Origin of the sequence: Kordiimonas sp., from assembly GCF_048260245.1 — a bacterium.
Classification (GTDB): Bacteria; Pseudomonadota; Alphaproteobacteria; order Sphingomonadales; family Kordiimonadaceae; genus Kordiimonas.
In genome coordinates, this window is sequence record NZ_JBLXGZ010000003.1 from 1 (window position 1) to 15,130 (window position 15,130).

The 15,130-nt window shown below is 56.7% G+C and carries 13 protein-coding genes; 7 read left to right on the top strand and 6 right to left on the bottom strand.

What is annotated here, in order from left to right:
- Together ACN0VM_RS02485 and ACN0VM_RS02490 are read left to right on the top strand one after the other, a co-directional pair.
- Window positions 1-1,400, top strand: a 1,400-nt coding sequence (locus tag ACN0VM_RS02485; RefSeq protein ID WP_417449256.1) for a putative 2OG-Fe(II) oxygenase, incomplete at its 5' end; no start/stop codon positions are given.
- A gap of 323 nt (window positions 1,401-1,723) precedes the next feature.
- On the top strand, window positions 1,724-4,711 hold the full coding sequence (locus tag ACN0VM_RS02490; protein ID WP_417449257.1) for a TonB-dependent receptor domain-containing protein: 2,988 nt from the start codon (window positions 1,724-1,726) through the stop codon (window positions 4,709-4,711).
- Window positions 4,712-5,092: 381 nt separating this feature from the next.
- Here the strand turns inward: ACN0VM_RS02490 and ACN0VM_RS02495 are convergent, their stop codons facing one another.
- From ACN0VM_RS02495 to ACN0VM_RS02505, 3 genes are all read right to left on the bottom strand, one after another.
- On the bottom strand, window positions 5,093-5,608 hold the full coding sequence (locus ACN0VM_RS02495) for a phage tail protein (RefSeq protein ID WP_417449258.1): 516 nt from the start codon (window positions 5,606-5,608) through the stop codon (window positions 5,093-5,095).
- Window positions 5,609-5,768: 160 nt separating this feature from the next.
- Window positions 5,769-6,323, bottom strand: coding sequence for a 16S rRNA (guanine(966)-N(2))-methyltransferase RsmD (gene rsmD, locus ACN0VM_RS02500; RefSeq protein ID WP_417449259.1), 555 nt, complete (start codon window positions 6,321-6,323; stop codon window positions 5,769-5,771).
- A complete protein-coding gene (locus ACN0VM_RS02505) occupies window positions 6,320-7,432 on the bottom strand; it encodes a pseudouridine synthase (protein WP_417449260.1) in 1,113 nt (370 codons plus the stop codon). Before ACN0VM_RS02505 ends, rsmD begins: the two co-directional genes overlap by 4 nt.
- Before the next feature lie 188 nt (window positions 7,433-7,620).
- Between ACN0VM_RS02505 and ACN0VM_RS02510 the strand changes: the two genes are divergently transcribed.
- From ACN0VM_RS02510 to ACN0VM_RS02530, 5 genes are read left to right on the top strand one after another with little or no spacing between them, the layout of a single operon-like run.
- Complete coding sequence (locus ACN0VM_RS02510; protein WP_417449261.1) at window positions 7,621-9,159, top strand: serine hydrolase domain-containing protein; 1,539 nt, start codon at window positions 7,621-7,623, stop codon at window positions 9,157-9,159.
- Window positions 9,160-9,168: 9 nt separating this feature from the next.
- Entirely contained in the window at window positions 9,169-9,621 is a 453-nt protein-coding gene (locus tag ACN0VM_RS02515) for a nucleoside deaminase (RefSeq protein WP_417449262.1), read from the top strand.
- Window positions 9,622-9,630: 9 nt separating this feature from the next.
- Window positions 9,631-11,046 (top strand): mechanosensitive ion channel family protein, encoded by a 1,416-nt coding sequence (locus ACN0VM_RS02520; protein ID WP_417449263.1) that lies wholly within the window; start codon window positions 9,631-9,633, stop codon window positions 11,044-11,046.
- A 32-nt stretch (window positions 11,047-11,078) separates the two neighbouring features.
- A complete protein-coding gene (locus tag ACN0VM_RS02525; protein ID WP_417449264.1) occupies window positions 11,079-11,498 on the top strand; it encodes a hypothetical protein in 420 nt (139 codons plus the stop codon).
- Window positions 11,499-11,545: 47 nt separating this feature from the next.
- Complete coding sequence (locus tag ACN0VM_RS02530; protein WP_417449265.1) at window positions 11,546-11,977, top strand: hypothetical protein; 432 nt, start codon at window positions 11,546-11,548, stop codon at window positions 11,975-11,977.
- Here ACN0VM_RS02530 and ACN0VM_RS02535 read toward each other — a convergent pair whose 3' ends face one another.
- The 3 genes from ACN0VM_RS02535 to ACN0VM_RS02545 all read right to left on the bottom strand — a co-directional run bounded on the left by ACN0VM_RS02535 (window position 11,978) and on the right by ACN0VM_RS02545 (window position 15,097).
- Entirely contained in the window at window positions 11,978-12,832 is an 855-nt protein-coding gene (locus ACN0VM_RS02535) for a D-amino-acid transaminase (protein ID WP_417449266.1), read from the bottom strand.
- A 9-nt stretch (window positions 12,833-12,841) separates the two neighbouring features.
- A complete protein-coding gene (locus tag ACN0VM_RS02540; protein WP_417449267.1) occupies window positions 12,842-14,083 on the bottom strand; it encodes an MFS transporter in 1,242 nt (413 codons plus the stop codon).
- 78 nt (window positions 14,084-14,161) lie between these two features.
- Window positions 14,162-15,097, bottom strand: coding sequence for an alpha/beta fold hydrolase (locus tag ACN0VM_RS02545; RefSeq protein WP_417449268.1), 936 nt, complete (start codon window positions 15,095-15,097; stop codon window positions 14,162-14,164).
- Between the last annotated feature and the right edge of the window lie 33 nt (window positions 15,098-15,130).

A 15,130-nucleotide genomic window follows, 5' to 3' on the forward strand; every position in this document is an offset into this window, starting at 1 on the left:
CGTTGACGGCGCGGGGCCTTTCATTGAAAGAATTGGGCCGCCCTGCGGTGGCCGAGTGCGCTTACCGGCAGGCGCTGGAGTGTAAACCGGGGCATTTCGCGGCATTGCATAACCTTGGCGGCGTATTGATGCAGCAAGGCCGAGCGCGGGAGGCCAAAGAGATATATGAGCAGGCCTTGAGCATTGGCCCCAAAGTGCCTGAGTTGCGATATGCTTATGCAACCGCGCTCTATGATCTTGGCGATGTGGACGGCGCGGACCGTGAGTTCCGAACGGCCATCGCCCTCAAACCGGATTACATTGAGGCACATGACGCGCTGAACCGACTTTATTGGCAGGGCGGTCAGCGCGCGCTCTATGGCAGATCATATGAGGTGGCGTTGAGGGACGCGCCTTTGTCGGCCTCCCTACGCGAGGCGCAGGTCCACGCGCTTGAGCTGGCAGGGCAGTCTGCCGCCGCCCTTGATGCCACAGTGGAGGCGTTGCGCCTTATAGGGGCGACGCCGTCGCTCAAGCACAGTCAGGCTCGGCTCCTTGCCGGTATTGGTGATACGGAGGCCAGCCTTGAAGCTTATGAGGAAGCCATCACGCTGGCCCCGGCCCGGGCGGCGGCGCCCATCTGTCTTGACCGCGCGAAACTGCTCACCAGACTAGGACGGTATGAAGACGCGCTATCTGCGCTTGATCATGTGGCGGTTTCGGCCCCTTTTGACCAAGAGATGTGGGCGTACCGGGGCCTTTGCTGGCGGCTGACAGGTGACAGCCGCGCCGCGTGGCTGAACGATTATGACCGCTTCATCGGTGTTCGACAGATCGGCGTGCCGGAGGGATATAATTGCCTCGCGGATTTTCTCGTCGATCTTGAAGAGGTGCTTGGCAGTCTGCACCGTGACATGCAGGCGCCGATTGATCAGACCTTGCGGGGCGGCACGCAAAGCAACGGCGCTCTCTTCACCAGACCTGAAGCGCAGGTGCAAGCCTTGCGCGGCGAGGTGGAGAAGGCCGTGGCCGCCTATATCGCGGATCTGCCAGATGACCCGGCGCATCCTTTCCTTGGTCGTAAAGCCCCGGGGTTTGCGTTTGGCGGGTCGTGGTCCGTGCGGTTGAAAGAGGGTGGTTTTCACGTCAATCACGTGCATCCGAACGGCTGGATCAGTTCATCATTATACGTTTCTGTGCCGCCGTCTGTGACTGAGGGGCACGCTGACCATCAGGGGTGGATCAAGTTTGGTGAAAGCGGTGCAGGCCTTGGTGCCGGACGCGAGGTTGTCGCTCGCCGCATAAGGCCCGAAACCGGGCTTGTGGTGTTGTTCCCGTCCTACATGTGGCACGGCACCGAGCCATTTACAGAGAATGCACCGCGCCTGACCACGCCGTTTGATATCGTTCCTGCCCGATGACACGGTAAAATTTTGAATCACCCGCTTTTGAATCGTCTCTTTTTTTGAATCACCCATGAAGATTAGCACCTGAGTCATAAACGGCATAACACACTGGTTGCTCTTCTTGTCATGGGTTTAATATAAAAGTTATAAACCTTAGTAAGTGTATAAACTAAAAGTGTTAATTACTAGGTTAGTTTCATGTGTTATTAATGACACATCTGCAAATTACATAAAAAATAAACAATTACTTACTATGGATTGCAGTTTTTAAAAAAAATGCCGGCGAGTACTTCTGGTGCAGCCCCTCGCTGAGGGCAACTATTCAGGAGGAAAGAAAAGTGAAAAACTTGTCCAAAAATGCTCTTCGGGCACAGCTTTTGGGTGGCACTGCAGCCGCTCTTGCGCTTGCTCTGACGGGTGCAGCAGCGGCGCAAGACGCAGCCGCAGACGAGACCCTTGAAGAAGTGGTCGTTACCGGCTCGCGTATTGTCTCCCCAGATATTGCGTCTGTTTCGCCTGTCCATGTGATCGGTGGTGAATTTATTCGTCAGTCGGGCGCGACAAACATTCAGGAAATTCTGCTTGAGAGCCCACAGTTCGGTGTTCCGGGCCTTAGCCGTTCCAACTCCGCGTTCCTGACATCAGGTACGGGTGCTGCGACAGTTGACCTACGTGACCTCGGTTCCGACCGTACCCTCGTACTGTTTGATGGCCGCCGCGTTGTTTCCGGTCGCCCGGGTACCGCGACTGTTGACCTTAACGTGATCCCGACCCAGTTTATCGAACGTGTTGACGTGCTGACAGGTGGTGCATCATCCCTGTATGGTTCCGATGCTGTCGCAGGTGTTGTTAACTTCGTTTTCAAGAAAGACTTTGAAGGCGTAGAAGCCAGCGCACAATACGGCATCACCGAAGAAGGTGACGATGAGCAGATCCAGGCAAACGTAACCGCAGGCGGTAACTTCGCGGACGGTCGTGGTAACATGATGGTTCACCTCGGTTACTCCAACCAGAACGGTGTTCTGTCCCGCGAACGCGACAACACCATGGTTGACGATATCGACCTGTTCCGCCTGACCGGCGACCCGGCTGATTTCGGCACACCTTCCGAGCCATATTTCTCCAGTTACCCGACACAGGGTCGTTTCTCGACCGGTTCCGGCAAAACCTGGACTTATGGTCAGGACGGCGCTCTGCGTCCCTGCTTCAGCACCAATGGCGGCACTGCGCCGGATAGCTGTGGTGACTTTGCTGGTCAGCAAATCGGCCCTGACGGCTTCAACCGCCAGAACTACCGCACGATTGCTGTTCCGGTTGAGCGTTTCCTCTTCTCGACTCGCGGTCACTATGAAGTAACGGAAAACATCAACTTCTTCGCGGAAGGCACCTACGCCAACACGCGTTCCTCGCGTGAGATCGAGCCGTTTGCCCTTAGCTCGGAAGACATCTACCCATCCACCGGTGGTCTCGTTCCGATCGAAACCGTTGTTGACGGCGTAACCATGGTTAACCCATTGGTGCCGGGTGCAATCGTTGCCGATGCTGTTGACAGCGATGGCGACGGTCTGCGCGACATCAGCTTCGCTCGCCGCCTGCTGGAATTTGGTACACGGAATGGTTCGGTGAACCGTGACTTCTTCCGCTTTGCAGTTGGCTTCGACGGCACGGTGTTTGACGACCGTTTCAACTGGGATGTCAGCTATGTTTATGGTCGTACCTCTGAGGGCCAGCAGTCAAACGGTCAGGTGAACGTTCTCAACTTCGCAAACGCCCTGCGTGGTGTTCGCGACGTGAATGATGCCAACAACAATGGCGACGTTAATGACGTAGTATGTGCAAGCGCTGATGCGCGCGCTCAGGGCTGTGTGCCGATCAACCTGTTTGGTAACGGTTCGGTGTCACAGGATGCGATCAACTACATTGCAGCCGACGCAACGCTTGATACTCGTATCACGCAGCAAGTGATCAACGCCAACATCTCCGGTTCGGTGATGGATCTGCCGGCAGGGCCTCTTGGCTTCGCGCTGGGTGGTGAATACCGCAAAGAGTCCAGCTCGGCCAACAACGATGCGCTGACCAACGCTGGCCTCAATGCTGGTAACGCAACGCCGGATACGGCAGGCGATTTCGATGTGAAAGAACTGTACGCAGAGCTGAACATCCCGATCCTTGCTGATCTGCCTTTCGCAGAAAGCATGAACCTGCGCGGCGCTGGTCGTGTGTCTGATTACTCCACCGTTGGCACAGTTTACACCTACTCCGTGGGCATGGACTGGTCACCGATTGAGGATATCAAGTTCCGCGCCACTTACGCGCGTTCGGTGCGGGCGCCAAACATTGGTGAGCTTTATACCGGCCCATCACAAACATTCCCGTCAGGCCTGAGTGATCCGTGTGAGGGTGTTGGCGCGAGCGGTGGCGGTGCTCTCGGTGATAACTGTCGTGCGGATGCCGGCGTTGTTGCCAACATTGCTGCAAACGGTGTTTACACCATCAACCAGGCTGACCTTCAGGGCATCAGTGGCTTCAACAGCGGTAATGCTGACCTGTTCGAAGAAACATCTGACAGCTATACAGTCGGTGTTGTTATCACGCCGTCGAGCGTAGAGTTCCTGCGCAACTTCACGATTACGGCCGATTACTTCCGTATCAAAATTGAAGATGCGATTGTTGCACCACCACGCCAGTTCATTCTGGACCAGTGCTACAACCAGGGCGAAGCCGCTTTCTGTGACCTGATCACCCGTCGTCCGACCGCCACTGCAACAAACAGCATCGGTTCGATCGACCTGATCGACGCGCCGCTCTTCAACGCGGGTGAGCGCTTCACCGAAGGTCTCGATATCACGGTTCGTCACTCGACAAGCCTGCTGAACGGTACGTTGAACTCGCGGATTGTCTATACCAACTACTTTGAAGGGTATGACATTCCGATCCCGGGTGCGGACAAAGATCCCTTTGTTGGCGAAATCGGTGATCCGAAACACCGTTTCACAGCGAACATGACGTACTCGCAAGACGCGTTTGATGTTGGTGTGACAGCGACTTACCTCGGCAAGTCTTATGAAGACGACCAGTTCCTGGCTGCCTTCGACCTTGGGCCGAAAGATATCTCGGTTGGTGCAGAAGTCTATGTTGACCTGAACGCAACGTACCGCCTTGCTGATGGCCTTGAGATCTTTGGTGGTATCGACAACCTGCTCGATAACAAAGCGCCAAACCTCCTGTCGGGTACGACTTTCAACGTAACCGGCACCGATACGGCAGCAGACGTTTACGACCCATTCGGTCGCCGTTTCTTCGTTGGCGCACGCGTGAAGTTCTAAGCACGATTACATGATCGGGACGGCCCTTCGGGGCTTTCCCTCTTTCTCTGGAAACCCCGGCATCTGTGTCGGGGGTTTTCTTTTGGTCTAGACCGGGGGATATAAACCACAACGGGTGTGTCGCGTCTGGTTATATAAAAAACGGGCATGCACTTTAGGTGCATGCCCGAGAGTGAGGTTGTTCAAGCCGCCGCATGGGCGAACCCGGTGAGACGGAATGTGAACGAGAATGTGTGCCAGAGCCCTCCGACCGGAAATGGACACGACAGGTAATGAAGAGCCCTGACATATGACATGCCCCCGGGAAGCTTTGCCCGAGGCCATGTCATACCTGTTATACGGAGGGCGGCGCGCCTGTCCTTTGCCGGCCAGCTAAAAATATTATTCTGAGCGCTGGGGGAAGTTGCCGTTTGTGACAATACAGTAGCGGATGCCCAGTTGTGGGCTCACCACGTTGACGTTACCCGGTTGGGCAACGGCGATTTTATCGCCACTTGTCGCCGCGGCCACATCACCGGCCTGCTGCACATCTGCTAATTCAGCGCCGCGTTGCTGTCCTAATTCCACAGGGCCCAGGCCGTAACCCGTGCCAACACCGACAGGGACACGGCCACGAAGATCAGGCACTTGAAAGCCTATTCTGCCGTCGCCGCCGTATGAGATGCCGATAACAGAGTAAAGCAACGGATAGTCTGCTATTTTCAGCGTCCCTCCGGCTGCATCAACTGTACCGACTGGGCAATAGGTGCCAGCCATCATACAAATCTGGCCTGTGGTACCATCCACGCCGCAGTCGGCGAACGCCGCGCCCGACAATATGGTTGCCATACCAGCAGTAAAGAAGGCCATCTTCGTGGCTCGGCGCAAACACCCATGGTTGTTATTGAGCATATTCATAAAGTTTTCCTCGTGAGCAGATTGTTAAAAAGAACTCGGCACCGCTGCATAGAAGAACAATTTATTCGAAACAAAAACAACCTATTTGTGTTTATTTTACGTTATGAGGGTTAACGCGCGTACATGGTGGGTGGGCTTTCGGAAACGGCAGGGGGTGGGGTTATGTTTTCTGTTGCAGAAACAAAATACGCTGCTGGCCCTGACTGCGGTCATCAACGACCTCAAGTGTACCGGGAATTTCGGTTTTGTCATCACTCGCCAGTTCACAAACGAGAACCCCGTCTTGTGTCAGCCAGCCACCAGCGAGGATGCTGTCAAGAGCAGGGCGTACCAGTCCTATGCGGTAGGGCGGGTCCATAAAGATAATATCGAAACGGGATCTGGCAGCAGGCAGCGTACTGGCGTCGCCCGGTAGCACCGCCACTTCATCACGGACGCCAAGATGATCGATATTGGCCTTGAGACAGTCAAGCGAGCCACGGGCTTTTTCGATAAAGGTCACATGCGCCGCGCCACGGGACAGCGCCTCAAGCCCCAGGGCGCCGGTGCCGGCAAAAAGGTCTGCCACGTTTGCGCCCACCATATCGGGATAGCGCGCATGCGTCAGCATGGAGAAAAGCCGTTCGCGCATGCGGTCTGTCGTGGGGCGGATGTCGCTCCCTGCCGGAACCTCAAGCCGCCGTCCCTTGAAGCGCCCGGCGATGATGCGGGTCATTTTTTAGGGCCCCGCTTTTGTGGGCGGCCCTGCCCGGCGGGGCGGTTGGCTCCTGGTGGACGGGAAGCCGGGCGCGAAGACGCAGGGCGACCTTCGTTCGGCCGCTGTTTTTCGGTCTTTGGACGCTCTCCGGCGCGTGCCGTTCTTGCATCAGTGCCTGCCCGTTCGGCCCTCAGTCTGCTTTCAGACTTGCGTCCACCACGTCGCAACGGTTTTTCACCGGGCTTGGCGTTGGCGCGCCGGTTGTCTTCATCGTCACGGTTGCGGGGCTTGCGTTTTGCCCCCAGGCGCACCTTCTTGGGTGGCTTGGCCTTGGCCCATTTGCTGGGATCGCGTTTTTTCTCCGGCGCGGCGACTGACTGCGTCACATCCGTGAAAAAATCACCCAGCACATCGTAAAGCTGTTTCTCTGGCACTTGAGCTACGGCGCCGTCATTCAGGCTGCCGAGGGTGAAGGGGCCATAATGCGTGCGGATAAGCCGGTTCACCACCAGGCCCAGATGCTCCATCACGCGGCGCACTTCGCGGTTCTTGCCTTCACGAATGGCCACGGTCAGCCAGGCGTTGCTTAGCTGTTCACGCTCAAGCTTGGCGTCGATGGCGCCGTAGTGGGTGCCGTCGATTGTGACGCCGTCTGCCAGTTTCTTCAACTCGTCTTCATTCACCCGGCCATACACCCGTACGCGGTAGCGCCGGATCAACTCATTGGCGGGCAGTTCAAGATACCGGGCCAGTTCGCCGTCATTGGTCAGCAGCAGCAGCCCTTCGGTGTTCATGTCAAGGCGCCCGACCGCAATCACCCGGCCCACGTGGCCCGGCAATTGATCAAACACGGTGCGGCGGCCTTCGGGGTCTTTGTGGGTTGTCAGTGTACCGCGCCGTTTGTTCATGCGCCACAGCTTGGTGTCGGCCACGTCGCCGATGGCCTCGCCGTCCACCATGATGCCCTTGAGGCTCTCAACCAGCACGGCAGGGGTTTCGAGCTTCTTGCCATCAAGCGACACCCGGCCTTCAGCGATCATGCGCTCCACATCGCGGCGCGAGCCCACGCCCGCGCGTGCCAGCGCCTTGGCGATGCGTTCACCCTTTTTTTCCAACTCGTCGCTCATATCATTCATGCCTTGTCTGTTTGCGCGCACAATAGGGCTGTGCCCCACAGCGTGCAACAGAATCCGCCGCTTTATCGGTGCGAGCAAATTTATACTTGACCGGAAGTTCATTTACTACAACTGTAGTAAAAGCTCGCACCAAGCGGGTATAACGATAAATAAAACACGACGATAACGAGGACTGAACAATGACACCTAAATATAAATCCTTCCCTCGGCGGTTGCTGGGGGCCGGTCTGTTATTGGCTTTTTCTGCCACCGCCACCGGGGATGACCTGCCTGGAAAGCTGGATGCTTTCATGGCGGAGATGGAGCAGAGCCCCTACGCGCCACCCAGTTACAGCCTGGCAGTTGCCAGTGGTGACGGGCTGCTATACAGCCGTCTGCACGGTAACAAAGTGGCTGGGTCCGACGCACCGCTGAGCATGGAAACCCCGCTCTATATCGCGTCTGTCAGCAAAAGCTTCATGGGGCTTCTTGCTGCCAATCTGGACGCTGATGGCGTACTGTCGCTTGATGCCACCTTGGCGTCGGAATGGCCGGGCCTTGACCTGCCTGAGCCGATTGACCCAGCGAAGATCACCATGCGCAAGCTATTGTCGCATGATTTTGGTTTTGAAAACGCCCCGCTGGTGGTGCGCACAGCTTATATTGGCGGCACACCCGTCGCGGACTATGAAGAAATACTGGAACAGCATTCCGCGCCAACCGGACCGGGGTTCTCATACGACAACCTTGGGTATTTGATTTACGCTGCGGTGCTGGAGAGGAAAACCGGCCGCAGTTGGAAAGACTGGCTCAAAAGCGATATTCACGGCCCGCTGGGGCTAACAAGCGCCAGCAATGTGCCCAGTGAAATCCCGGTAGCGGATATTGGCCTTGGCAACCATTTCAACCCGTTATCCACAACAGGTTGGGACGTGGCACCGGCAAAACAGGATGACATGATGCACCCGGCGGGGGGGCATTTCATCTCAACCGCTGATGCGATGAAGTGGTTGCAGGCCAATATGAAAAGGAAGCTATTTGACCCTGCTATATATGAGACCGCACAAACGGCCTATGCCAAGCGCGACCCGGCCAAGAAATATGCCGACATGACATGTGACGGCTACGGCCTTGGTTGGCAAAGCTGCGACTATAACGGCCACCGGGTTTTCTATCATGGTGGCACCTATGACGGCATGATGATCTTCATGGTGTTTCTGCCGGATGATGACCTTGTTGTCTCATCCGTCAACGGTGCGCGCGCTTTTGGCTGGACCTTTGGCTGGAGCGCTTTGCAGCAGGCGATTGATTATGCGCTGAACGTCAAGGGCGCAGATGCGAACGCAGCCAAGCGACTTGAAGGGCGGGTCGCTAGTCAGGCACGCTATGCCAATTTTCGTGTGCGCATCCGCGAAGACGCGCTGAGAAAAGCGACAAGCCCGGAGGCCGCAGCACTCAGGGCCAAGCTTGTGGGCACGTATCGCTCCTCCGCCTACGGTGACGCCAGCTTGTGCGACGTGGGCGGCAAGCTCACATTGAAGATTGGTCATTTCGCAGCGGAAATACTGGCAGGTCGGGACAACACGGCATATATGCTGGAGCGCGCCTTCGGCGAACCCTCAAAACTGAAGATAAAGCAACAAACGGGAGCGGCCGCGCCGAGCTTTACGTGGCAGGGCGGTACGTTTGACCATGTCACAAGTGAAGGGTGTCTTGGCGTGGAAGACAATTCGCGCTAACACTCATGCATGATTGACCAGTTTCCGCATATGCACCGGGCGCTTGATCAGGCCCGCAAAGCCGCCGCACGCGGTGAAGTCCCCATTGGCGCTGTGGTCGTGGGGCCGGACGGCAGTGTGCTGGCTGCAGCCGGCAATGATGTTGTCGGCCCCCATGACCCCACAGGCCACGCTGAACTGGTTGCCATTCGCCAAGCCGCGCGCGCTTTCGGCTCGGAGCGGCTTGAAGGCTGCGACCTCTATGTCACGCTTGAGCCTTGTGCCATGTGCGCGCAAGCCATCGCCTTCGCCCGCATAAGGCGGCTGTATTACGGTGCCGACGATGCCAAGGGCGGCGGGGTGACCGTGGGCGCACGCATTTTCAGCCAAAGCACCACCCACCACCGACCTGAAGTTTATAGCGGTATCTGTGAAGCAGAGGCTGCGCAATTGCTTAGAGACTTTTTCCGCGCACGACGCTAAACTCCTCATATGGAAGAGGAACTTAGGGCGGAATTACTGGCATTTGCCAATGAAAGCTGGGTTTGGCTGCAAGCAAATCTGCTTGCGCCCCTACGCCTTGTTGAGCTTGCCATCGTCATTATAGCCTATATGGCGTCGCGTTTTGCGTGCGGCAAGATGCTCAAGGGGCTGTTGCGCGCCTTTGGCGACAAGCCTGTCATTCGCAAGTTCAGCGACCGTTTCCTGCTGTCCGTTATGTCGACAGCGATGGCGATCCTGCTGATATGGACGGCGATGCTGCTTTTGGAGCCACTCATTGGGCGGCCTTACATTCTGTCGATTGCCACCAGCCTGTTTTCTGCCTGGCTTGTTATCCGCATTGCGGTCAGCGTCATTGCAAATCGGGAGTTGGCGCGGTTGATCGCTGGTATCGCCTGGACGCTGGCGGCGCTAAATATTATCGGGCTTCTTGACCCTATCCTGACCGTGCTTGAAGGCGCGCACCTGCCACTTGGCGATGCCTCCGTCAGCGTGTTGGATATTTTTCAGGGCATTGTGACGTTCGGCGCGCTGTTGTGGGCAGCGCTTGCGATTTCTGGCCTGATGGAAAAGCAGATCGTCAACTTTTCGACCCTGCCGCCAAGTGCGCGGGTGCTTGTCACCAAGTCAGGTAAAATCCTGCTGGTTTCCATCGCCTTCCTCACAGCGTTGAATGCCACCGGTATCGACCTTACTGCCCTTGCGGTCTTTGGTGGTGCGCTTGGTGTTGGTATCGGTTTTGGTCTGCAGAAGGTGGTGGGTAATTTCATCTCCGGCATTATCCTGTTGATGGACCGTTCCATCAAACCCGGTGACGTGATTGAGACACAGGGCACGTACGGCACCATTAACCGGCTGGCCGCGCGATACACCAGCGTGATTACCCGCGACGGCACTGAATTTCTCATTCCCAATGAGGACATGATCACCCAGCCGGTGGTCAACTGGTCGCACAGCCACCGTCTTGTGCGCCGCCGCATTCCGGTTCAGGTAAGCTATGAAAGTGATATCCGCCGTGCGATGGAATTGATGGTGCAAGCCGCGGGCGAGGAAAGCCGTGTGCTATCAAGCCCTGAACCGCGCACGCTTCTTAAGGAATTTGCTGCCGACGGCGTAAACCTTGAACTGAGGATGTGGATTGAAGACCCGCAAAACGGGGTCTCGAACATCGCCAGTGACGTGATGCTGCACATATGGGACAAGTTCCACGAAGACGGCATCGAATTTCCGTATCCGCAGCGTGTGGTACACTTTAAAACAGACGGCCCGACACCCAAGATCGCCATTGTCACGGCTGAGGGCGACACGGACGAAGGCGAAGTGGAGACGGACGACGCCATTCTAGCGGAAGCCGAAGCGGCCAAAGCCGAAGAACAAGCTGAAGATGGGGACAGCAAGAAAGGCTAGTCGACATTCAATTGCTTATAAGGGAGACGGGAATGAGCATCGGACGGTTTATCCTGAGTGTGGGCGTTGTATTTATTGTATATATAGTGCTTTACTTGATCACGATGGGTGTCATCTTTGCCGATATCTACACGGCGAACGTTGATATGATCCGCTCACCCGCTGATGGTTTGGCGCCCTACCAGATGCTGGGGCACCTGCTGCAAACCACCGTCGTGGTGTTGCTGTTCAATATTTTTGTTGCTTCGTCGGATATCAGGGCCGGGGCGCGTTTCGGCTTGCTGATCGGGGCTTATCTGGCCGCCACTCATCTGTCAGTGTACACAGGGCTCGACGTCGATATCTCGCCGCTGCCATACTCCATTGTCATTCATTTGTTTGTGGGCGCCGTTGTGGGGTTGGTGTTGGCCAAACTATACGAACCCCGAGAGCTTGGGGCTGTCGAGGTATAAATTTCTATACAGCGAGGTTTTCATCACCAACACAAGGGGAGGGGCCGATGAATATTGGTAAATTTATCCTGAATATTGTTGTCGCGTTTGTTGTGTATGGCCTGCTCTACACTGTAGGGCCGATGTTTATAATGCCGGAGGCTTTCACCGCTGCAGAAGCTGCAATGAAGCCAATGGAAGAAACCGCAGTGGCGGTCATGACATATCACTTTGTGCAAACCGTTGTGGTTGTGTGGCTGTTTGGCAAAGCGGTCGGGTCAGGTGACATAATGGCTGGCGTGGTTTTTGGCTTCGTGATTGGCCTATATGCTGTTGCCACTGACAGTGTCTGGTACACCAGCCTGGCTGATTTTCCACAGGCAACACGGATGCCACTGATGATCATGCATCTGGTCATCAATGCCGTCGTGGGGGCGGTGCTAGCCTTCATGGCGGGTAAAGGTTGGGGCGGGAACGCCCTAGTCAAAGCCGACGCCTGATCAGGCGTCCATATATTTGCGATAAGCCTCGACGAGGCGTGTGGCGACGGGGCCGGGGGTGCCGTCGCCTATTTTCTGCCCGTCCAGTTCCACGATCGGTGTTGCGCAACCGGTGGAGCTTGAGAGAAACATCTCTGCCGCACCCTTGGCATCCTTCAGGGTAAAGGCTTCTTCCACCACCTTGATTTGCAGTTCACGTGCGAGCCTCATGAGGGTGGCGCGGGTGATGCCGGGCAGGATATTGTCTGCTGTTGAGCGTGTCTGCACCACGCCGTCCCTGCGCACGATCCACATGTTGGTGCTGCTGCCTTCCGTGACAAATCCTTGAACATCTACCAACACGGCCTCGAAGCCCCCCTTTTCCTTGGCAGATTGTTTGGCAAGTATATTGGGCAAAAGCGAGGTGGATTTCACGTCACAGCGGCCCCAGCGAATATCGTCTTCAGAGAAGGCTTTCACACCGACCTCTGCGCGGCGGATTATACCGTCCACATCAAGACGCTTCAGTGTGACGATCAGGCTTGCCTGCAAGGGCGCGGCAGGGAAGGCGTGGTCGCGCCGCGCTACACCGCGGCTGATCTGGATATAAAGGAAACCATTTTCAATTCGGTTGCGGCGGATCACCTCGCGGAAGACAAACCGCATCGGCCGGCGCAGCATCGGGGGCGCGATCCTCAGTTCCCCCATGGAACGCCACAGCCGGTCAAGGTGTGGTTCAAGGTCTACCATGCGGCCATGGCGCACCGTGATACCCTCATAGACGGCATCGGCGAATTGATACCCGCGGTCATCGATATGAACGACCGCATTCATATGACGGACATAGGCACCATTGACGTAAGAAATGCGGGACATGACGGTTCCTTAACTGAGAGGGCCGGGTTGCTTGTTATCCGCGTAGGGTGGCAGCACAAGCATAAGGATAAGCGACGGCAGCACGATTAGTACAAGCGCAAATGTCAGCGCCGCGAGGCCAAATTTGATAAAGGGCGCCACAATGGCGGTGCCTACGGCGGCGATCAGCATGGTCCAGAGGATAATGAGGGCGGATGCCTTGTCATCCTCCCCGTGTGTGGCCTGCAGCGCACGGACAAAACCCGGCCCGCTTCGAATACCGTGGCCAAGGTTCAGCACCCAGAAAAGATAGACCAAATGGTAAGGGTTGTTGGGGCCAAAAAGCCCATAGCCGAGCAAGCCGCAGCAACCGAGCAGCGATAGCGCGGTGCCTGCCATGATCACTGTCTCATTGCCAAACCGTTTGACAAGGCTGCCATTGATGTTGGCCGAGACGATAAACAAACAAACCCCGACAAACTGCATGCGGATAAAGTCTTCAATCTCGCCGCCCATGGTTTCAATGACCACAGCAGGGGCGGAAAAGACAAACACCAGCAAACCACCAAGGATAAGCGCATGGCTCAGCCCATAGCGAATGAACACCTTGTTTTTCATCACCCGCCAGTAGCTTGCGGGTGAGCCGCTGCGCTTCTGGCCAATATGCGGCAACAGCGACGGCCGCGCCAGTACCAGCGCACAGATGGCCAGCACCAGTAGGCCGGTGATCTTGAAGCTGGCTTCCCAGCCGTAAGCGTCAAAGAGCCATGCCCCGGCAATGGGGGCGAGGCCGGGCACCAGCGATTCGATACTGCCCATGGCGCTGACGGCCCGAATGGCCCCCAGTTCGGAAAACAGTGCGCGGATAAGGCCGGGAGCGAGCACAGCGCCGCCGCTGGCCGCAGCACCCTGGAAAAAGCGGATAACGTTCAGCACATGGATGTCGTCTGTCATCACGGCCAGAAGCGACAGCCCACCATAGACCGCCAGCGAGCCAATGAACAGCCGCCGCCTGCCGAAGTGGGATGCCAGCGCGCCAAACATCAACAGGCCAAGGCTCATGCCAGCCACATAAGTGGCCAGCACCAGTTGTGCCGTGGCGGTGTCCGTGGCGAATATCTGCGGCATGGCAGGCACGGAAGGCAGCACAAGGTCAATGCCCGCGAGGCCCAGCACCGTACCCGCAACAATGGTCAGGAAGGCGATCACGGCTTGTGATCCGCCAGCCTTGGGGCTGCCGGTGTTGGGGTGGGGTGCACGTGCGTCGGTCATTGTGGGGCCTTTGTTTTACGGCGCCCAAATTTGATGAATTTGGCAAGGGGGTCAAGCGGAAATGACGGGAGAACAAGCCTAAAGCGAAAAGCCTTGCGCGGCCTTGAGTTCAGACGGCCGGACATAACCATTGCGCACAATACATTTATGGAATTCATCCACCAGTTCAGCGACTGCCTCAGGCGCTTCGATTTGCGGGAAATGACCAATGCCGGGCAGTCGCACCACCTTGATGTTGGGCAATTCCTTTTCAATGGCATCTGCCGCGTGTCCGCCCGACACCGGGTCATCCACACCATTGACCAGCATCATCGGAAGTTGGGCGTCCCTCAGCGCATTTTTCCAGCGCTCAGCGTGCATGATACGCTCCGCCATGTAACGGATGCGCCGCGCGAAGGCACCGCGCCCATTAACGCCAACCATGGCGGGCCAGAACTCATCAAGCGACACATCGGTCGGTTTGGTGTGTGGACCAAAGACACTGGCAAACCCGTCCAGCATTTTACCCTTGCCGGCCACGCGCGAGATGACGGGCCCAAGCGGGCCAGCCAGCAGCGTTTGCACCTTGCGCGGTCTGTGGTGCGCGGGCAGCATGCCACCGTTGAGGAAAAGCGCACTTTTGATGCGGAAGGAAAGCGAGCTTTCATTGTGGCGGGCGATCAGCTCCTGCGCGACCGTGTCCCCCACGTCATGCGCCAGAATATGTACCTCGTCCATACCGCGGTGGGCCATCAGTGCATCCAGCATATCTGCCTGGTCCATAATGGTGCAGGTTTTTTTCAGGCTGTTGAGTGTGCGGCCATAATCCAGGAGGTCGGGCACAATCATGTGAAACTGGCTAACAAGTGCTTTCGAGACCCAGGCCCAGTCCCAACTGCACGTCGGGAAGCCGTGGATTGTGAGCAGGGCTTCACCATTGCCGCCACGCTGGTAAAAGACGTGGTGGTCCTGCCACTCAAAATATTTGCCGCATTGGCCCCATTTTTTATAGGAAATTGGTGGCCGGCTGATCATAAAATACCCATGTTCGTCCTGTGCGTGGCGCCC